At 56.8% G+C, this 20879-nt stretch carries 17 protein-coding genes; 6 read left to right on the forward strand and 11 right to left on the reverse strand.

The genetic code is table 11. From position 1 onward, the window contains the following. Positions 1-589: 589 nt before the first annotated feature. From G512_RS0102510 to htpX, 6 genes are all read right to left on the reverse strand, one after another. Positions 590-1039, reverse strand: a complete 450-nt coding sequence (locus G512_RS0102510) for a hypothetical protein (protein WP_028480332.1) — start codon at positions 1037-1039, stop codon at positions 590-592. Positions 1040-1091: 52 nt separating this feature from the next. Then, positions 1092-2621 carry an ArnT family glycosyltransferase gene (locus tag G512_RS19780; RefSeq protein WP_051268811.1) on the reverse strand — a complete coding sequence of 510 codons (1530 nt, stop codon included), beginning with the start codon at positions 2619-2621 and terminating at the stop codon, positions 1092-1094. A 134-nt stretch (positions 2622-2755) separates the two neighbouring features. Continuing rightward, on the reverse strand, positions 2756-4372 hold the full coding sequence (purH, locus tag G512_RS0102520) for a bifunctional phosphoribosylaminoimidazolecarboxamide formyltransferase/IMP cyclohydrolase (protein WP_028480333.1): 1617 nt from the start codon (positions 4370-4372) through the stop codon (positions 2756-2758). 150 nt (positions 4373-4522) lie between these two features. Further along, positions 4523-6241, reverse strand: a complete 1719-nt coding sequence (locus G512_RS0102525; protein WP_028480334.1) for a heparinase II/III family protein — start codon at positions 6239-6241, stop codon at positions 4523-4525. A 127-nt stretch (positions 6242-6368) separates the two neighbouring features. Next, the gene (gene rsmB / locus G512_RS0102530) at positions 6369-7814 is read right to left on the reverse strand and encodes a 16S rRNA (cytosine(967)-C(5))-methyltransferase RsmB (protein ID WP_028480335.1); all 1446 of its coding nucleotides are present in this window, start codon (positions 7812-7814) and stop codon (positions 6369-6371) included. A gap of 213 nt (positions 7815-8027) precedes the next feature. Beyond that, positions 8028-9005: a zinc metalloprotease HtpX gene (gene htpX, locus G512_RS0102535; protein ID WP_028480336.1), complete on the reverse strand. Its 978-nt coding sequence runs from the start codon at positions 9003-9005 to the stop codon at positions 8028-8030. A gap of 222 nt (positions 9006-9227) precedes the next feature. Between htpX and G512_RS0102540 the strand changes: the two genes are divergently transcribed. Continuing rightward, on the forward strand, positions 9228-9494 hold the full coding sequence (locus G512_RS0102540; protein WP_036488319.1) for a DUF1674 domain-containing protein: 267 nt from the start codon (positions 9228-9230) through the stop codon (positions 9492-9494). Between the two features lie 23 nt (positions 9495-9517). Here the strand turns inward: G512_RS0102540 and G512_RS19785 are convergent, their stop codons facing one another. Beyond that, complete coding sequence (locus G512_RS19785; protein ID WP_051268813.1) at positions 9518-10507, reverse strand: CorA family divalent cation transporter; 990 nt, start codon at positions 10505-10507, stop codon at positions 9518-9520. A 196-nt stretch (positions 10508-10703) separates the two neighbouring features. Between G512_RS19785 and G512_RS0102550 the strand changes: the two genes are divergently transcribed. From G512_RS0102550 to G512_RS0102565, 4 genes are all read left to right on the forward strand, one after another. Continuing rightward, complete coding sequence (locus G512_RS0102550) at positions 10704-11900, forward strand: aminotransferase class I/II-fold pyridoxal phosphate-dependent enzyme (protein ID WP_028480338.1); 1197 nt, start codon at positions 10704-10706, stop codon at positions 11898-11900. Between the two features lie 4 nt (positions 11901-11904). After that, a complete protein-coding gene (locus G512_RS0102555; RefSeq protein WP_028480339.1) occupies positions 11905-14838 on the forward strand; it encodes a DNA translocase FtsK in 2934 nt (977 codons plus the stop codon). Positions 14839-14945: 107 nt separating this feature from the next. Further along, positions 14946-15608, forward strand: a complete 663-nt coding sequence (locus tag G512_RS0102560; protein ID WP_028480340.1) for a LolA family protein — start codon at positions 14946-14948, stop codon at positions 15606-15608. 72 nt (positions 15609-15680) lie between these two features. Then, positions 15681-16751 carry a hypothetical protein gene (locus tag G512_RS0102565; RefSeq protein ID WP_036488321.1) on the forward strand — a complete coding sequence of 357 codons (1071 nt, stop codon included), beginning with the start codon at positions 15681-15683 and terminating at the stop codon, positions 16749-16751. Here the strand turns inward: G512_RS0102565 and G512_RS0102570 are convergent. The 3 genes from G512_RS0102570 to G512_RS0102580 all read right to left on the reverse strand — a co-directional run bounded on the left by G512_RS0102570 (position 16741) and on the right by G512_RS0102580 (position 19004). Next, positions 16741-17667, reverse strand: a complete 927-nt coding sequence (locus G512_RS0102570) for an AEC family transporter (protein ID WP_081657345.1) — start codon at positions 17665-17667, stop codon at positions 16741-16743. The genes G512_RS0102565 and G512_RS0102570 overlap by 11 nt on opposite strands. A 129-nt stretch (positions 17668-17796) precedes the next feature. Continuing rightward, on the reverse strand, positions 17797-18003 hold the full coding sequence (locus tag G512_RS0102575; RefSeq protein ID WP_028480343.1) for a DUF1737 domain-containing protein: 207 nt from the start codon (positions 18001-18003) through the stop codon (positions 17797-17799). Between the two features lie 98 nt (positions 18004-18101). Next, the gene (locus G512_RS0102580; protein WP_036488324.1) at positions 18102-19004 is read right to left on the reverse strand and encodes an HpcH/HpaI aldolase/citrate lyase family protein; all 903 of its coding nucleotides are present in this window, start codon (positions 19002-19004) and stop codon (positions 18102-18104) included. Between the two features lie 368 nt (positions 19005-19372). Here G512_RS0102580 and G512_RS0102585 point away from each other — a divergent pair, with 368 nt between their 5' ends. Then, complete coding sequence (locus G512_RS0102585) at positions 19373-19840, forward strand: GNAT family N-acetyltransferase (protein WP_028480345.1); 468 nt, start codon at positions 19373-19375, stop codon at positions 19838-19840. Here the strand turns inward: G512_RS0102585 and G512_RS0102590 are convergent. Then, positions 19837-20862, reverse strand: a complete 1026-nt coding sequence (locus G512_RS0102590) for a DUF2125 domain-containing protein (protein WP_051268815.1) — start codon at positions 20860-20862, stop codon at positions 19837-19839. The two genes, G512_RS0102585 and G512_RS0102590, sit on opposite strands and share 4 nt — an antisense overlap. Positions 20863-20879: the final 17 nt, after the last annotated feature.

Consider the following 20879-nt stretch of genomic DNA (forward strand, 5'->3'; position numbering starts at 1 on the left):
AATCTGGATGCCGGAGCAAGTCCAACATGACAGCCGAGGGGAAGGCGATGGAAGGTTCGGGGGCAACGAGGCAGGACAGGGCAAAAGTGAACCGCGAAAAGCAAACAGGATCAGGTCCAGCAGCAACGCGGCGCAAAGATAAAAGGGCCAGAGCCCTACAATGAACTCTCTGCAAATTGTCCGACCGAAACCCTACCGACCTCATGCTCACGCAAAACAACAAGACCAAGATCCAACCTCGCCCCTACCCCACGCAGGTCATCCCGCGCTTGACGCGGGATCCAGACCAGCAACTACGCGCACCCGCGAGGCCCCGTGAATCTGGAGGCCGGAGCAAGTCCAACATGACAGCTGAAAAAGAAGCGAGGTTCAGGACTGGTAGGACAGCCGAGGGGGAGAAAGAGACCGAGAGAAACTCGAAGCGCCGCATGAAAAAGCCGGCACCCCATTTGGTGCCAGACACAGAATCCGGAACGCCAAATCCGGAACGTCAGGCGCTGGGGATCAGGCTTCGAGGGACAGAACAAGCTGCGTTCGTCTACTGCTACACGAACTAGCGCGGGTTTTCACCCTTCGATTCGAGAGGCTCTCATGTCTTCGGTTGCTCCAACGACTGGCGAATTTTCTGAACCCGGCGCTGAATCCCAAAAAGGATCTGATCCCACACCTCGTCGTCAACAAGGGTACCTGGCTCACTCAAACGAGTCAGCGCCATTTCTATAGTAGCGATTTGCGTTGAAAGCCGCGACAACTGCTCAGCGACTTTTGGGTTGGCGTGACAGTCTCGGCGCAGGGCGGTCAGCTCATCATTCAAATGGGCCAATTGCTCGTGCCATTCTGCTGGCTTCAGACCGCTGGCAGACAGTACAGCGACAGTGGTGCGTTCTGCAGCTGTTTCCGCCACATTCAAGACCGCATGCACGGCCCAACCTACAGAAAGGGCTGCTACAATGGTCAATATCAATGTCGCGTTCACCAACGCAAGGCTGAGATCCTTGAGCGCACGCCGGAATCGGTGGGGTTTGCCTAGATAAGCCATTGGCTCGTTCTCCCATTCAGATCATGGGAAAACAGTATCAAACAACCCTTCCCTAACGGTTAGAACTCTCACCTCCTGCCGGAACCACCAGTTCATAATAGGAGAAGTAAGTGTCGCTGTATCCCTTGTAAGGCAGGTGCACCGATGTGCCTGTGGTACGCAAAAGCGGCTGTTCGTAGAGGCGCTCATAAAGATCCTTGAGCTTTTGTGGAACCTCCTCGGACGGTGGATAGCGCCAGATCAGAAGTACAGGCTTGTCAAAAGGAACCTGAAGGGCTGCGTATTCAGGACTGGCTATGGTTTCCGTGTCCAAGTGATACCCCACAGCACCTATGAACTCCTTCGGCTCACCGAGGACGGTCGCAATGCCTTGCTCACGCACTCTTTCGGCAATTGCTGCTGAAGGAATACGGTGTGCGCTGGGGCCTTTTGAGCTTTCCCGGTTCATGTTGATGGGAAGGGCAATCACGATGGCAAGGCAACAAACACCCGCCAGAGCGAAGACCCCGGCCGACCGCGCCATCGACAGGCGTGACCACGCCGCCCCGACAACCAGAACAGGCGTGATGAACAGAGTGGGTTGTAACCATCGGTCCTTGACTACGGTTGTGCCGCTAACCAGCATGGCCACAAAAACAAGGACCAAGGCCAGCACCAACACCGCGGTTAGAAATCGAAGCTTCCTCCGATCCAAAGCACCTTTGGCGTCTCGCTCTGTGGGTTTCTTCAAAAAGAAAACCGGCAAATACACGGCAAGCAGAACAGCGATAAAACTGATCGCCGCCCGGCCCAAGGAATAAGGCCCCGCATACCAGGGCGCCTCTCCCCGGTGAATGCCGAACTTGTGAACACGTGAGAAAAGGAGATCTGCGTGCTCCACCATCCACAAGGCTGGAAACACGAGAATCCCAGCAGCGACGGCCGCCGCTCCAACAGCATATCTGGACAGAAGAAATCGGCGCCCCTCCGGATAAAGAGCCCCCGCCGCGCAAATGGCTGCAAGAAGAAAGAAGTAGTTGAACTTGGCAAGGACACCCGCCGCCACGACAGCACCCAAGGCAACCGCGCGACCCCATGCGGGGCGCTCAAAGCACAAAAGGGCGATGTAAACCGTCCATGACGCGGCAGCAAACAGCAACACTGAATGCGACAGGGCGCGCTGTGCTTCCCACGATATCTGAGGCAAAAAGAAAACCGAAGCCGTTGCCACGGCGGCAAACACCCGGCCTCCAATCCGTTTGGCCGCAAGCCAAACACCCAGATAGCCCAAAAACAGGAGGCTGTTTTTCAAAAGAGAGAGAGCGAACAGGCTTTTCCCGAACACGGAAAACATAGCAATGACCAGCCAGGAATAAAGAGGTGGCTGGGGGCCATAGCCCCACTCCAAGCTTTGGGCTGCGATAATCTGTTCAGCCTCATCCAGACCCAGATTGGAAGCACTGAGAAGACGAAGCCCAACATGAAGGAGAAAGTATCCGCCCAGTATCAGAGGAAACCAGCGCACCACCCAGTCACTGGCTGACGCTGCCTTTGTCTGAAACGATGTAACCTGACGCGTCTGGGGGTGCTGCGGGCGTACCACTGAATCTCCCGGATCTCACATGAACCTCACGAGCTGCAGGTAATGTGCAAATATCGGAAATCCAGAAAATTCTAGTAAAAATATCTCAAAGAAGGCCCGCAGACTGATCCGCGGGCCCAAACCACGGCTGGACCCTAGTGCCGGAAGTGACGCATGCCGGTAAAGACCATGGCAAGGCCGGCCTCATCTGCGGCCTTGATGACTTCGTCATCACGCATGGACCCGCCCGGCTGGATGACAGCCGTTGCACCTGCTTCTGCTGCCGAAAGCAGACCATCTGCAAATGGGAAAAACGCATCAGAAGCGACCACGCACCCCTTGGTCAAGGGTTCTGCGATCCCTGCCGATGCGGCGGCATCCTCGGCTTTGCGGGCAGCAATGCGCGCACTGTCAACGCGGCTCATTTGGCCAGCCCCGATACCAACGGTTGCGCCATCCTTGACATAGACGATCGCGTTGGACTTCACATGTTTTCCAACCCGGAAGGCCATTTTCAAATCCGCCAGTTCCTGGTCTGTCGGCTGACGTTTGGTGACCACCTTGAGTTCCAAATCGTCGACAACCCCATTGTCTCGACTTTGAACCAGTAGACCGCCGGAAACGCTCTTGACGAAAACGCCATCCGCGCGCGGATCAGACAACCCTCCGGTCAGCAACAAACGCAGGTTCTTCTTCTTGGCAACGATCGCCATGGCGTCATCCGTCGCCTCTGGTGCAATGATGACCTCGGTGAAAATCTTGGTAATCTCGAGCGCAGCATCCGCGTCCAGCGTCCCGTTCAGAGCAACAATACCTCCAAACGCGGAAACAGGGTCACACGCCAATGCCTTTTCGTAGGCCTCTTTCAGCGTTGGGGCTTCGGCAACACCGCATGGATTGGCATGCTTGATGATCGCAACAGCGGCCGTGCGGGCCGGGTCAAATTCCGAAACCAGCTCGAATGCAGCATCAGTATCGTTGATGTTGTTGTAGGACAGCTGCTTGCCTTGCACCTGGCGTGCCGTCGCCACACCCGGGCGCCGCTCCCCTGTCAGATAAAAGCCCGCCGCTTGGTGCGGGTTCTCACCATAGCGCATGACTTCATTGAGCTTGCCACCTACGGCCCGATAATCGGGAGCACTCTCGCCGATCTGCGCAGCCATCCAATTGGAAACAGCCGCATCATACGCCGCCGTGCGGGCGAACGCCTTCTGAGCGAGTTTCTTTCGCAGCACAAGCGGCACCTTGCCATCATGGCCATCCAGCGCATCAACAAACGCATCATAATCTGACGGATCGACAAGGGTGGTCACATAGGCGTGGTTCTTTGCAGCCGCCCGTGTCATCGCAGGACCGCCAATGTCGATGTTCTCAACGCCATTGGCATAGTCCGCGCCGGAAGCCACCGTATCTTCAAACGGATAAAGGTTCACACACAGAAGATCGATGCCGGTGATATCATGTGTAGCCATGGCAGTCTGATGGTCAGCATCATCGCGAATGGCAAGCAATCCCCCATGAACCTTGGGGTGCAGGGTCTTGACCCGCCCATCCATTATCTCCGGAAAGCCGGTCACCTCGGCGATATCCTTGACCGCCAGACCAGCCTCTGCAATCGCCTTGCGTGTCCCACCCGTGGAGACCAGCTCAACGCCGCGATCCACGAGCGCCTTTGCGAACGCTACCAATCCGGTTTTGTCGGAAACAGACAATAGAGCACGCTTTACCGGAACCAGATCTGGAACAGGTATGCCTTTTGACACGACAGCCATGAGCCTCAAGCCTTATGTATTTGTGGAGTTAAACTACGCAGATGGCGTGGCCGTACCATGCTTTGGCGAGATTATAAAGGCTGAGAATGCTGTTTTTTCAGGCACGAGCCCGGGGAGCACTCGTGTAACACTCTCCTGAGCCAGCTAACACTATCCAGACTTGCGCCGCCCTTTGGCCGCCGCCACACGGCGGAACATCCACGTCACATTGGGTCGCTCACTTGCGCGACCATAGATCACGATTTGATTGGTGCGCCGATGGCCGAACACATCCGACAGATAGATGGATTCTTCCAGATCGACCGCACCATCTTCAGCCATGAATTCCCATGCCTCTCCATCCGGGCATTGCAGGATCACGGCTTGCCCCGAATTCAAGGTGGAGCACTTGACCGAAGGGTGAAGATGAAACCGGAGCGTATAATGGTCGTTACCGGTAAGATCCGCGACCTTCTGAAACCGATCCACCCCATCGAGAACCGTTCCATCTCGAGACAACGTCAAGTCCCGCTCATGGATCAAGTGAAACCGCGCCGCATAGCCGTCATGGCTTGCTATGACACGTTCGGCCAACTCGTCATCATGGCGCTCGACCTGCACCTTTCTCGGCCCCGAAATCACGGGACTGCCCAGATAGCGCTCATAGCGGGCACTGTTTAGAAAGCGACAGGACGATGTTTCACCGACAGACGCAGTGGAATGCGCGGCTGTGGAGCGCGCAACCGACCGCCATTCAACGCGGTCACGCGCGGACACACCACAATTGACCACAATGCGATTGCGCAAAGAAGAAAACTCGAAGGACAGAGCCCCGGCATGAGCGGCCGCACTGAACTGGATTGGCGGCGGAGTTCCCGCATCCATGATCACAAGGCTGTCTGCTGCCGATAGACGCTGATAACCGGAATAAGGAGCGCTGGGGGACGGCGCGCCCCGCGCATCATCATAAGCCAAGACCGTGGCAACCACGTCGCCGGGGGTCGCCCCCATGCCATTGAACAGCGCGAATGACCCATCGCCATGACGGAAGAACCGGACCATGGGCATCATTCGATCAATCGCTTCCATCATCGCTGGCGAGGCGGATTGACCTTGCATGACGAGCGCTTGGCGAATGGGCAGCAAATCCACCAGAATATCCAGAACCGCTCCGGGATGGCGGGAAACATGGCCCCCATCGGGCAGTATCTGGCGCTGCAACTCCGTATCGAGACGCTTCAGCGCCTTTTTGACATGGCGTTCCTGCCCTTCGATCGAAACTGCTGCACAGGCCACTGCCATGGCGACAGTCAGACGAGGCACCCCGTCGGTGGTTTCACCCGCCGTGCGCCGCAAATACCGAACCTGTTTGCCCAGCGAGCGCATGAAGCGGCGATAAAAGTCGGCATCACAGCCTTGAAGCAACAGCGGAGACTGTGCCATCCAGCTCAGAATGCGACGGGCGACAACGTCCTGTTGCCAACCGATCGGGTCTCCCCGGCCACAAGCCTTGATCCAGTCTTCGACAAGCGCCCGTGCGTTGCGCTGTGCCATGGCGGTTTCCGCCGCCCGCAAATGGCGCAACCATGAGAACCCGTGAAGCGCCCGCGCCCACTCGGTACTTGGCGGATGCACCTCAAAGGGCGACTCCCCGCCCGTTTCGACCAGATGGCCGGAAAACAGGAAGCGCCCGGCATAAATGTCTGCTGCATTGGTAGAATCTGTGGTGCGCAAGTCCTGCGGTGCAATCAGAAGACGCGACGGCGCATGCCGCAGCGAGCCAAGACGCATGGCGGATGCACCACGTACCTTTCTCACAGCAGACTGTACAAAGTTCTGCGCTATCAAACGCCAAACAAGCGCCTGTTCAGACACCGCGCCCAACGCCATAACCGCTATAGGCCTCCTTCATGCCTGCACCGTTCCGGAAGACAGGATTGCCCTCTAAGGCCTTTAAATCTCGTTAACCATATCATTAAGAAACGTCACCACGTGTGTTCAAAAAGACGCAGTGCACTCATGCTTTGCGAAGCTTGGCAGCGAAAAACCCGTCCAAACCACTCAAACGCGCTGTTTCCTGCCGGTTGTGGCAGGGCAAAGCCCGAAAATCACCCTGTTCGTTTATCACGGCTGCGGGCATACCTAACGCGGCTGCATCAAAGAGTTCTCTGGAAAACTGCGGGGATTCCAACAGGAATCGCTGAATCTGCAATTCCCCCTCTTCTTGCTCCAAAGAGCATGTGCAGTACACCAACACACCGCCAGGCTTCAGCCACTCAGCTGCACGCGTAAGCAGTTCGTACTGGAGGTCCGCCAGTTTGGCCACGTCATCTTCCCGCTTGAGCCACGCCACATCGGGATGACGGCGGATTGTGCCGGTTGCACTGCACGGAGCATCGAGCAGGATTGCATCAAACGGCTGGTTGGGCTCAAAGCTGCGCAGATCACTGGCGATGGTTTCCACGTCAAAACCCATGCGCGCCATATTGTCAGACAGGCGCTCCAAACGGCGCGCTGACACATCAACAGCGGTGACATGGGCCCCGGCCGCAGCCAGTTGCATGGTTTTACCGCCCGGCGCGGCACAAAGATCAGCAACATGCAGACCCTGTACATCACCCAGCAACCTTGCCGGCACCGCGGCAGCCGCATCCTGAACCCACCAGGCCCCTTCAGAAAAGCCCGGCAAGTTTTCAATTGACCCGTCCGGCACCAATCGAACGGAGTCTCCGGCCGTGATCACGCCGCCCAGGCGCTCAGCCCATTCCGATGCATTGCCCTTGATCGAAAAATCGACATACGGCTCCATCAGATGTGCCTGAGCTATCGCCGCCGCCGTTTCAGAGCCGTAAACCTCACACCACCGATCATACATCCACTGCGGTGCATTCAGATGCGCAGCGCCGCTGCTTTCCAAAATCGCACGCCCTTCGCGAGTTGCACGGCGCAGCACGGCGTTTACCAATCCCTTGTAGGGCTTGGCGCGCGCATCCCGCCCCGCCAAGGAGACAGCCAGAGAAACAGCCGCATGATCGGGTATGGACATGAAAAAGATCTGGGTCAGCGCCACATGAAGAATGTCCAAAACGCGGCCGGTTTTTTCCGGGATAGGCCGTTCCAGCAACGCATCAATCACGACCTGGATTTCTCCGCGGCGCCGCAAGGCCGTGCCGATAATGGCCCGCACCAAAGCCCTGTCATTGGGTTCAAGACGCTTGTACCCCGGGTGCCCGTTGCGCAGATCCAGCTCTCCATCCAACGGCATGCGCTTGAACATGATCTTGCCAAGAAGATCCGTTGCTGCCTTGCGCGCTGCGTAGCCAGGCTCTGGCGCGGAGGACGGTGGCGGGGAACCCGCCGTTGCACCGCCCGAAGGACGGGCGCCCTTTTTTTCAGGTTGCCGACGCTTCGTGTTACGCGTCTTGTGCGCGGTGTTCTGTCGTTTTTCATTGTTCGCGCTCATTAACGCTTCATCCAGCTATCAAACACGCGATTTGCACCGCGCGCCGAGAGGAACGCCTCTCTAATGTGTTGTAGTCAATCGATATTGGCACGCCTAATGACACAATTCACGCCGGAAGGAAATGGCCCCGGTTCACTCTTGTGCCAAATGCCGTGATGTGGGCAGCCGCCCACGCCGACGCGGATCTGCGTTGGCATGGGTGGCACGGAAGGTTTATCCCCAAGGTCCACGTGGTTTGCGGGGCTGCTGTGCTCCCCAAGGGCCACGCGGCGCTTCACCCTGTGGTCCGCGAGCAGGTGCAGAAGACTGACCACGGGGCGTGGAAAATCCCATGCCGCCGCCACTGCCCATGTCACCGGCCATTTGCCGAAGGGCTGCAATGCGATTGTCCGTGTTGGGGTGCGTGGAAAACAGATTGTCCATTCGTTCGCCAGACAGCGGGTTGATGATGAACATGTGCGCGGTGGCCGGATTGTTTTCCGCATCCGCGTTGGGAATACGCGCCGCACCTCCCGCAATCTTGTTGAGGGCCGACGCGAGCCAAAGCGGATTGCCACAGATCTGGGCACCCATCTTGTCTGCCGAATACTCCCGGGTTCGGGAAATCGCCATTTGCACCAAGCTGGCCGCCAACGGCGCGAGGATCATCATCAAAATCACCCCGACAAAGCCGAGCGGATTGTTGTTATCGCGCGATCCGCCAAAAAAGAAAGCGAAGTTGGCGAGCATGGAAACCGCACCGGCAATCGTCGCGGTAATCGTCATGATCAACGTATCGTGGTTCTTGATGTGCGCCAATTCGTGGGCCATGACACCGGCCACCTCTTCCTTGCTCAACGAGTTCAGAAGGCCGGTCGTGGCGGCAACGGCGGCATTCTGGGGATTTCTACCCGTGGCGAACGCGTTTGGCTGCGGATTGTTGATGACATAAACCTTGGGCATGGGCAGGTCGGCACGCTGTGCCATTGTGCGCACCATCCCCACCAGTTCGGGAGCCTGACGTTCATCCACTTCCTGGGCATGGTGCATGCGCAGCACCATCTTGTCCGAGTTCCAGTAGCTGAAAAGGTTCATGGCCCCGGCAATGAGCAGGGCGATAACCATGCCGCTCTGACCGCCGATCAGGAAGCCTACAAACATGAACAATGCCGTCATGGCAGCGAGCAGCATGGCGGTACGGAAGTAGTTCATGATGACGTACGATCCTCTGTTAAGAACACACCGTCAGGCATGGATGCCTGTCACTTTTCCATATGTGTGGGTGTCGCGCTCGACATTGAAGGGTAGGTATACCATTTACCTGTTGCCAGAGCGTAGACTACATAGAATTTTGACCACTATAAGTCACAGCGCCGTGCCTTGAAAAACCCTGAGGCGAATGGCGTAGATGAATAAGGCAGAAAGGCGTCGCCAATGACCGCGGACAACGAGACAAAAACTGCGCTTAACTACAGCAGCCATGACATTGATACGACGCCTCCCGAAGAAGTTGCGCCGAAGAAGAAACGGTTCGAGGACCTTCCCCCTGCCGCCCAGCGCGCCCTAAAGGAAGCGGAAGAGCGCCGCGCGCAGATTGATGCGGTTACCAAACAACGGCCCACGGAAGTTGATGGCCGCGGCGGACTGGACCCCGCACGCTACAGTGATTGGGAAGTGAAAGGAATCGCGAGCGACTTCTGACGCGAAAGCCGGTGCCGTTGGCCCTAGAAGATCCGAAGGAAACGTACAAGGTAGATCTGCAAGATGGCCACCAGCACGAGCAGGCCGTATACAGCCGCGAAACCGTACGGGCTGTGAGCGCCCGGTATGCCGCCTACATTGATGCCGAGCAACCCGGTGATCAGGGAAAGGGGAAGAAAAATCGCCGCGATGATGGCCAGAAGCAACATATAGCGATTTGTCATTTCCGACCGTTTGTACATGACCTGATCATGCACGATTTCCGCCCGCTCCCGAATGGCGTCCATCTCCTCGGCAATGCGGATCACCCGATCAGCCGCCTCCCGCAGGCGTATTTGGGCGGTTCGGCTCACAATCCCCCAATCTTCAATCTCGAAGTTCCGAAGGGCGTCCCGTTGAACAAACATGGATCTGCGCATAACCGTGGCACGCCGGCGAATGCGGGCCAACTCCGCCTCCCAAGGCTGTGAGGCTTGTTCCAGAACGAGGTCTTCAAGATCCTCGATCTCGTCCGCCAACGCCTCGGACAATTCTTCAGCACGATCAGAGAGGATCAGGGCCAGCGCCGACACCAGTTCTGCCGCAGAATGCAACTGCAAACCTCGCCGGATCTGGAGATCGAGTGCTGCCAAGACACCTGTGGTATCGTTCCAGACCGAGACCACGAGCCGATCACTCACCCACAACTTCAGGAGATCAATGGTCGCGCCGAGCGCGTCTGGCTTTACAGGAAACACATAGAGATTCAGCAGCGCACCGTTTTGAGAGATCGTGCAACGCGGGCGGGCATCCTCCTGTTTCAGCTCCGCACAAATGTCTTCCGGCAGATCCAGTTGAGCCAGGACCGCCGCACCTTCTGGCCGATCTTGACGGATGTGCAGCCAATAAACATCCGGTGAACCGGTACGCCCTGCCGCCACGGCTTGAGCCGCACTTGTCTCGCGAACAGAGCCATCCTTGCCAATACATACGGCAAACACGGGACGTTCACCGTTATTCTGCGCCTCCATCATCGTTCCTTTTTTCCAATGAGCTGCAAACAAAAACTGGCTCAAACCTGCCAAATTATGACCAACATTCCCTTAATAGAGTTGCGGAATGCAAGCCTGCGGAGCCGGACCTGCATTTTAGTTAAGGCCCGATTTACCAAAAATCTTTAGAAATTGGCGGACAGCTTGTTTCTATGAATTCATCAAGACGAGAACCCCGGTGTCGAATAGTCAAAAAAAGCCTGCCTCCGGTGGCAACCCCTTCCAGCGTCTGCGTGTCCAGCTAGAGGGCATTCAGCCCGCGCTTGAGCCCATCACTCTCACGATTGGTGAGCCCAAACACGAGCCACCCCAGTTTTTCATGGAGGTCCTGTCGGAAAACCGGGAGGGATTCCGCAAGTATCCTCCAATCCACGGCACACCGGCGTTCCGTGAGGCCGTCGGAGCCTGGCTTTGCAACCGCTATGGTCTGGGCCAGTCCCTTGACGCCGAACGCAGTGTGATTCCGCTCAATGGCTCCCGCGAAGGGTTGGTAACTGCCTGCGTCAGTGCCCGCGACTATCTCGGCAAGACCGGAGACAAGCCCGCCGTGATCCTGCCAAACCCCTTTTATCAGTCCTACGGAGCCGGCGCCCACATGGCTGGAGCGGAACTGGTTTTGCTTCCCGAGCAAGGCACAGGGGTACTTCCAGATCTCAAGGTACTGGACCCGACACTTCTGGACCGCACGATTGCGTTTTACTTTGCCTCGCCAGCCAACCCCCAAGGCACCGTGGCGCCAATGGCTTATTGGAAAGAGCTGATCAGCCTCGCACGCAAACACAACTTCATGGTGTTTGCTGATGAGTGCTATTCGGAAATCTACCGCACGACACCGCCAACGGGCGTTCTGGAAGCGGCCCATGCACTCGATGGCACATTCAAGAATGTTGTAACCTTCAATTCGTTGTCCAAGCGCTCCAACCTGCCCGGATTGCGCTGTGGTTTTGCGGCGGGCGATCCGGACTTCATCCAGTTTTATGCAGACTTCCGAAACATCGCCTCCCCGCAAGTGCCGCTACCCGCACAAGCCGTGGCCGTTAGAGCCTATGGCGATGAAGAACACGTGATCGAAACCCGGCGCCTTTACAACGAAAAGTATGAAGCCGCAGAAGCAATCCTCTCCCCGCTGTTCGGCTCGGTCATGAACGACGGCGGCTTCTTTTTGTGGCTCGATACCTCGCGTTGGGGCGGCGGCATCAAAACCGCAGAAAAGCTGTGGCGGGAGGCAGGTGTAAAGGTCCTGCCCGGTGCTTACATCGCCTCGGACATGCCCGATGGTACCAACCCCGGCGCTGCCTACATTCGCCTTGCCCTCGTGGATAGCCTCGACATCAGCCGCGAAGCGTTCAAGCGCATCGTGACCTGTCTGGAGTGATCGAATGCATCAAGCCTCGACCATGCACGCAACTCGCAAATCTACCATTTCGCTTGAGGACACCGAGAGCCCCATCAAGCGCTTGATCAAACGTAACCTCATTTCCCTGTGCGGTCTCGGGGTCATCGCAGTGGCAATCGCTTTTGCCGCGGCCTTGGCAACCTGGTCCGTCAATGATCCCAGCTTGAGTCATTCGACAACAGAACCGGTGCGCAACGCTCTGGGAACGGTTGGTGCCATTTTGGCGGACCTGTTGATGCAATCCATCGGCCTGGCCACCGCCATCGTCTTGTTCCCTGTTTTGGTCTGGGGCTGGCGAATATTCTGGCACCATCGCTCCCATGTAACGCGCCGGCGCGTACTTTCCTGGTTCGCCGGAACGCTCATCTTTTCCGGTGCATTGGCAGCTCTGCCAGTGGCTGAAGGCTGGCCTCTTCCCACCGGAATGGGTGGGTTCATGGGGGACTGGATTTTCTCGGTCCCCAACACGTTTTTCAATGGCCTGACTTCCGGTGCCAAGATGCTCGTGGGCACCGTTGGCCTTGGACTGCCCGCGCTGTTCCTGATGGCCCACGCTTCCGGCTGGATCGGGCGCACGCCGGCCGAAATCGACGATGAACCCACCGCCATGGCCATGACCGCCCCGACCTATGAGGGCTATGATGACTATGAGGAGGATGAAGACGACAACGAGGATGGGCGCCTCTCTGCAGCAATCGGAGCCCTCTCGCATTGGAAGCTGATGGCCGTGAGCGCAATCAAGCGCACCTTCTTCCGCTCCAAGGCACACCCCGCGCCGACCCCGGCCTATGAGCCGGAGCCCGACTACGTCGACCAACCGTATGCGCAAGAGTATGCCTACGCCGATGACGCGAGCTATGACGCCCCGGAGTACGAAGACGAAATCGCTCCACCGGCAACCCGAGAAACCTTGATGACCCGGTTGCGGCGCAAACTGGCGGCGCGGTTGCTGCCGGAAGACGACGATGGCCTGCGCGAATTTTACGAACGCGGCCAGGTCGCCTATGAAGCCCCGGAAGGATATGAACCACAACAGGCCGGCGCTGAACCTTACGATGCCGCTCCTGCCTCCTATCATGGCGAAGGCATGGACCCGCACCCTGCACCTTGGGAAGATCCGGATCCGGCTCATCACCCGTTCTATGAGGATGACGCGGCACACGACGAAGAAGGCGACCCGGACTATTTCGAGGCTCCCTTTGAGCAGCCAACTCAACCAGTCGCGCCTCCTCAACAGGGTGCATCCGTGCGGCCAGTCGGCATCGCAAGCCCGACAGAACCAGCCCCTGTTCCCACATCAACGACACCAACCGGCCGTGTGGTGCCCCAAGCCCCCACTCCGGCACCCGGTCAGCGCATCCAGCAAGAAGCTCAGGGCCGCTTGCCGTTGCCGCACACACCGGACTATGAGTTCCCCCCTCTGGCTCTCCTGACCAAGCCTGAGGCCACCGGTCAACATCAACTCAGTCAGGATGCGCTGGAACAGAATGCGCGCATTCTGGAAGGTGTTCTGAGTGACTTTGGTGTGCGGGGCGAAATCATTGAAGTACGGCCCGGCCCGGTTGTGACGCTGTATGAACTTGAACCTGCTCCGGGCATCAAATCATCGCGCGTGATTGGCCTTGCAGATGATATTGCACGGTCCATGAGCGCCATTTCAGCCCGCGTTGCCGTGATTCCGGGCAAGAACGCCATTGGTATTGAATTGCCGAATGCCCGCCGGGAAACCGTTTATCTCCGTGAAATCCTGGCAGCACAGGACTTTGAGAAATCGAAGGCCAAGCTTGCCATGGCCCTCGGCAAGACGATTAACGGCGAGTCGGTTATTGCGGACTTGGCCCGCATGCCTCACCTGCTGGTTGCCGGTACTACCGGTTCCGGTAAGTCGGTCTCGGTCAATACGATGATCCTGTCCCTGCTCTACCGACTGACACCGGAACAGTGCAAGCTGATCATGATCGATCCGAAGATGCTGGAATTGTCCATCTACGACGGGATTCCTCACCTTCTGACCCCGGTGGTCACGGACCCCAACAAGGCCGTCGTTGCCTTGAAGTGGACCGTCCGGGAGATGGAGGATCGCTACAAGAAGATGTCCAAGATGGGTGTACGCAACATCGATGGCTACAACACCCGTGTTGAACAGGCCATGAAAAAGGGCGAGCGTTTTACCCGTACGGTTCAAACCGGTTTCGACCGCAATACCGGCGAGCCGATCTTCGAGGAAGAAGAACTGCCATTGGAAAAAATGCCGTACATCGTCGTGGTTGTCGATGAAATGGCTGACCTGATGATGGTCGCTGGCAAGGACATCGAAGGCGCCATCCAGCGCTTGGCACAGATGGCCCGTGCGGCAGGTATCCATCTGATCATGGCAACGCAGCGCCCATCCGTGGACGTGATTACCGGCACCATCAAGGCCAACTTCCCGACCCGTATTTCCTTCCAGGTCACCTCCAAGATTGACAGCCGCACCATTCTCGGCGAGATGGGGGCTGAACAGCTACTGGGTATGGGTGACATGTTGTACATGGCCGGAGGCGGTCGCACCCAGCGAGTTCACGGTCCATTCGTTTCCGATGACGAAGTGGAGGAAATCGTGAACCATCTGAAGGAACAAGGCACGCCGCAGTATCTGGAAGAAGTAACCGAAGAAAAGGATGAAGGCGGGAGCTATGACGGCCTGACTGCAGGCAGCGGCAATGCCAGCAATGACCTTTATGATCAGGCGGTCGCGATCGTGGCACGGGACAAGAAAGCCTCCACTTCGTACATCCAGCGCCGGTTGTCCATTGGCTACAACAGAGCCGCATCCTTGATTGAGCGGATGGAGCAAGAAGGCATCATCAGCCCGGCAAACCATGCGGGCAAACGCGAAATCTTGCTGCGCACCGAAGATGAAGACATGATAGGTTAAACATGGACAAGATTTAATGGCGAATGCCCCAACTTTGCCAAAGGTGTGTCTTAGGTCCGAACCAGCGCAACACAGAGCGCCAACCTGATGATTTTGGAGTTTACTTGATGAGTTTCAATCGCCACGGAAGTGTCAACTGGATGCAGCGCATGTTTGCATGCATGACCATTGCACTTGGATTGGTTGCGGCAAGCTTCATCACAAGCGACGCCAACGCCCAGGCACCCAGCAAGGCGCAGGCCATCAAGGCGATCAACAGCAGCTTCAACTCGGTCAAGACCATGCGTGGTGAGTTCATCCAGTTTGGTCCCAGCGGGGGCCGCGTGGAGGGACAGTTTTTCATCCACCGCCCAGGCAAGCTGCGGTTTTACTACAACAAACCGTCCAGCCTCGACATCATTGCGGATGGAGACATGATTTCCATCAAGGACCGGAAACTGCAAACACAGGACATCTGGCCTTTGTCGCAAACGCCGCTGCGGTTCTTGCTGGCAGACCAGATTGACCTGACCCGCGATGCCAATGTAACCGCTGTCGAGGTGGAAGAGGACCTGGTTTCGGTCGTGATTGACGACAAGACACGCTTTGCATCCGGTCGCCTGACCCTGATTTTCGACACCAAGAACTTCAAGCTCAAGCAATGGACCGTGCGCGACAATCAAGGCTATGACACCTCGGTCGCCATCTACAATGTGGAGGAAAACGGTCCCACCAATCCGGATCTGTTTGAGATTGACTATCTGGCGAATGCACGGCAGAAACGCCGGTAGATCAAGACCTGATCAGGAATGACTGGTTGAAAGGCTCGGAGAGATCCGGGCCTTTTTGTTGGATAGGAAACCATGGCAAAGTTCGTCGAGGCTTGTGACCTGCCCGGATTGTCTGTTGGCAATGAAATGCTGGCGCGCTTTTGCGCCGACTACGGCGCCCGCCTGTTCGTGGATATCCGCTACCAGCACGCCGGTTACATTCTCACGGGCTCTGGTGAGCGGCTGGTCTTCAAGGGAACCAGTTTGCCGCTTAACGCATTTGGGCCGGCTCAGATTGCCATCGACAAGGAGTACACCTCCCAGATGCTTGACTCTGCAGGCCTGTGTGTACCCGACGGTGTTCTGATCCACTCTGAGCAAGAGATCGCCACTATTCGCAGCCGAAATCCGGAGGCTGCCGAGCATATGCACACACGACGGAATGCGCATTCGTTTGCAATGGATCGCGGATTTCCGATCTTTGCCAAACCCAATGATCAATCCCAAGGCACGCATGTTCTGTGCACCACGCATGCGGGCGAACTGGATGAAGCCCTAACATTGCTGCTCAACCGCTATGGGGCGGCATTGGTGCAAAAAGCCATGCCAGGCAAGGACTACCGTGTCATTGTTCTGGATGGTGAGGTCCTTGCTGTCATCGAACGTCGCGCCCTGTCGGTCGTTGGTGACGGCCAAACTCCGCTGCAGCAGCTGATTGCTGCACACCTCGACAAGGCCACCACCCGAACCGGTGGGAAAAAGATAGAGGCCAGCGATCCGCGCATAGAAAAACATCTCCAAGCACAGGGCTACGCACTCGGCAGCGTGCCATCAACGGGCGAAATTCTGAGCTTGTTGCCCAGCGCCAACCTGTCAACCGGAGGGGACTGTCTGGATCAGACCGAGAAAATCAGTCCCTTCATCTCTCAGATCGCCTGCAAGGCCGCCGCTACACTCGGCCTGCGTTATGCCGGCATTGATATTCTCTGCCCGGATATCGCCGCCTGCGAAGGGCCATATTGCATTCTGGAAGTCAACGCAGCACCTGGGCTGACCTACTTCTATCGCGCCAACCCGGCTCATCAGGCGCGCGTGGAAACCATCTACAAGCGCCTGACTGAAGCCATGTTGTCTCCGGGCCGCCACCCCACGATCAAACAGTGATTGCCGCCACAGCGGTGACCGTAATCACGGATAGGAATGTGGTGACGAGAATGACCTGGCTGAGAAACTCTTCCGGGGCCTTGTACTGAACACCGATCACGAAGGCCAGAACCCCGCTTGGGCCGGCAGCGACCAGCACGCCCGGACCAATCCAGAACTGCGGTAAAGCGAACGCGATCGCGAACAGAACCCAAGCGATGGCGGGCACAACAACGAGCTTGAGCGCAGACGCGCTCAACACCAACGGACTGGCAAAACCGACGCGCTGTGTGCTCAACACAAGCCCCAGCGCAAACAGAGAAGCCGGCGCAGCCGCACTGCCCAGAAAATCGGCATAGACCCCGATACCGTTGTTCGTTGAGATGCCGCACAGGTTTACAGCAAGCCCCAACGCCAATGCCATGATGTTGGGATTGGTGTAAAACGTGGCACACAGATTATGAAACGGCGATCCTTGACCGTTTTTGGTCATCAACTCCAGCGCCAACACGGTCCCACCGAGAACGATAAGATTGTCGACGACGATGACCGAGACCACCGGCAAGGTCGCCTCATGGCCGTAAAGAACCTCTGCGATGGGAAGAATGAAGAAGGTGTGGTTACAAAACGCAGCCGCCATGCCAAGCAGCAGGCTTTCCTTGATGCAGCGATTAAACACCTTGTAGGCGAGAAAAAAAGTCAGCCCGTAAACCAACGCCTCGGAAAGGCTATAGCCAACAACGTAGAGATAGTCGAATTTCTCAAAGGGTGCTTGTGCCACCAGCTTGAACAAAAGTGCTGGCAAAAAGACATAGAACACCGTTTTATTGATCACATTGGCTTCATCTTTGTCAAAGAGCTTCAGCCACCCGAACCCATAACCCAGTACAACAGCGGCAAACACGGGTAATACCGCATTGAGTAATATATTTATCACGGCTTGAACCCCTATAAGACCTCAAAAGGCCTACAGGGTTTCTACCGGGATTTCGAGTTCGGGATTTGACGCAGAACCTGAAAAAAGACACTTGCGGAAGCCACACAAGCGCCTGAAATTTCAGATGATTTACCACTCACCCAATTTGGTTTCCCGCGTGTATTCCTCATCTGGCACCACTTTGACGACCGCCTGGCCGCACATCGTCACGCCCTTGGCAGCATCAAAAGTCATCGTTGGTGATCCATAAAGCTCCCAGCCACGATTGAGAGCCTGAGTTATGCGGTGACAAAACTCTGAGGAATCCGGTTCCGTGATCAGCCGATAAAGACGCATTTTTTCTTCTCCGATTACCTGTCTGGGCCCGGTTCAATACGTGCTTGAGCGGGGTGGCCGCCAAATGGTTGCCCACGCGGCGGCCCCTCAAGCACATTTCAACCTGCCATATTCCGAGCCTCAATCGCTTCTGCCACGGCAACGAGATGCCGGCCCATATCCGCATGAAGGCGCTCAACCATCTGCCCCTCCACCTGAACAACCCCCTTGCTCTTGTTGGCCGGGTCATCAAAGGCCGCAATCATTTTACGCGCCCAAGCCAGTTCATATGGACCAGGCGAAAAAGCACGGTGACACGCTTCTATCTGACTGGGATGGATCAGCGTTTTGCCATCCATTCCCATTCGTGCGCCTTGTGCGCATTCCTCGGCAAAAGCTTCTGGTTTGGAGAAATCATTGAAAACACCGTCAATAATGCTGATGCGACCCGCCCGCGCCGCGGCAACGCACGTCATGAGCCAAGGCATCAACTCGGCGCGGCCAGGCGCAATGGCAACGCCTGTTTCCTTCGCCAAATCGTTTGTCCCCATCACCAAGGCATCAAGCCGAACATCGTCTTCCAGACCAGACAACCCAATGCCTTTTGCATTCAACATGGCCAGTGGTGTTTCCATCATCGCCCAGAGTTTAATCGCCGGATCCGCCCCTTGGGCTTTCAAGATACCTGAGACCAGTTTCAGATCCGCAGGCCCATTCACTTTTGGCAGGGCAATCGCATCGGGCTTTGCCGTGATGGCCGCATCAAGATCCGACCGTCCGAATTCCGAGGTCAACGCATTGATGCGAATGACCAGCTCGCGGTGACCAAAATCGCCAGCCTTGACGGCTTGATACACTTGCTCTCGGGCATCCAGCTTGGCTTCAGGCGCCACCGCGTCTTCCAGATCGAAAATGATGCTGTCCACATCCAGCCCCTTGGCCTTCTCGATCGCCCGGGTGTTGGAGCCCGGAACATAAAGAACACTTCGACGCGGTCGTATCGTTTTACCTGCCGCTGCCATTGATCACTTCCCCCATTTGGTCACAGTTGCGATCGCTTGTCCCTTGCAAGCGCGTTTTGATAACCAGATCACAACCCGTGCGTCTTTTATTTCCAACGCAAAATCAGATTTTCAGCCATCGAGCCGCAGATGCTAACGCAAACCGCTAACAGCTTAAAGACGTTGTTTGTATGAAGATTTTTGGAAGTTTACCCAAACGGACACCAACGGCAGGCGCGAAAAATCACATTCACCTGTGAGCGGAGTACGCCGAACCATGCGATAGCGCTGTATTTCCTGCGGCAAATCAGAACTACACCTTGATTTAGCGTTTGAATTGGCGACACTGAGATTTAAATCCTTTGATATGTAACAGGACCAAATCAACCATGAGCGCTGAGACCATTCGCACCTTAGTTCACGACGATGCACCGGCTCTTGCCCCGCTTATCGCGGAGAACGCGCAGGCTCTGAGACGCGGAGCGCCTCGCCGTCCGGATGAAGTATATGCCGAACGCCTTCTAACCGCAGGTGGGGCCGAGTTTTTGGGCGCTTTCTGCAGTGATGAGCTGGTTGGTTTCGCTCTGTTCTATGATTTGCCGGACCTGATTTCGGGCCGGCGCATTGGCCAATTGGAAGACATCTATGTGATGCCAAGCCATCAGAGTCAGGGCATTGGACGCGATCTCGTGGCCCATGTGGCCGGCATCGGAAAAATCCGTGACTGGTCTCACGTGCGTTGGATGGTACCCGCCAAAAACGAAGTTGAGACGGGCCTCTACGAACAAATGGGCGAGCCGGGCGACAAGCAAAGCTACAATGTTTCCGTCGAGCGGCTCGCCGAAGCCAATACCTAAAACAACGGCGGCACAGGGCCCAGGTCGATGAACGCGATCCGGGCCCGACCGTTCTCCAGTGTTACAGGCAGCTGAATTGTCGGCTGACCATTCACCATATTGCTTTTGCCGATGCTCATCGCCGTCTTTTCAAGACTTTGCGGCAAGCGTGAACCATCTGGAAACAACGGCGAAAGCACCTCGGCCAGCTTGTCCACGCCAGAGACAGTCAGCGGCAGAGTGCCAGAAAGGCGCCCCTGATCATCAACCGTAACCGGGCCCTGCGTCTGAACAAAGAAGTCTCCCGAGGCCACGCGCGCGGTGCGCACTATCAGGTCCAACTTGCCATCGACAAGCAGATCCCGTGGATCGCGCAGTTTTCCTTCAAGGACCGACGCCCCTTCCGGTGCGGTGACGATAAGCTCGATATCAAGCGGTTGCTCCAGTGCCATTGTCTCTGAGGTGAACTGTTTGACCAGAACGGCTGCATCGACACCTTCGGCCTCCTCACCGCTTTCACGCAGATGCATTTCCGCCGCTTCAGCCGCAAGACGCAGCGGTGTCTGCAACGCCACCACTGAAAGCGCCGGGTTTTCAATCACCATGTCCGCCTTGCTAATCCGTCCCGAACCCACATGGGCGCTCAGGCGGGCGCTGTCCCATGTGGCAGCATATCCCGGACCGCCCTGCCCGGCGATCACCTCAAACGGACTGTCCGCCTCCAGAATGACGTGAGTGGGATTATAGGCCAGCGCCACACCCCGCATCTCCTGAGCAAACAGGCTCTGCGCGCCCCGCTCCAAACGCAAGGGCGAGCAGGTCACCTCAAAACGAAACGGATAACCGCCCACCGTTTCATTGGTACAGTTGAATGCCGCACCCTCCACCTCTGCGATCCGATGGGCATTTTTCAAGGTGTCACTGATCGCGCCACTGCCGATGTTCCAGTAGGTTGACCAGGCCGCAATACCCAGACCAACCATCCCTGCCAGAATGAAGTAAGATTTTTTTGAGGGGCGCTTGGGACGGGATGTTGTGCTCATGCTAATTATTCTCACCT

The sequence above is a fragment of the Pseudovibrio exalbescens DSM 16456 genome (assembly GCF_000422785.1).
Taxonomy (GTDB): domain Bacteria; phylum Pseudomonadota; class Alphaproteobacteria; order Rhizobiales; family Stappiaceae; genus Pseudovibrio; species Pseudovibrio exalbescens.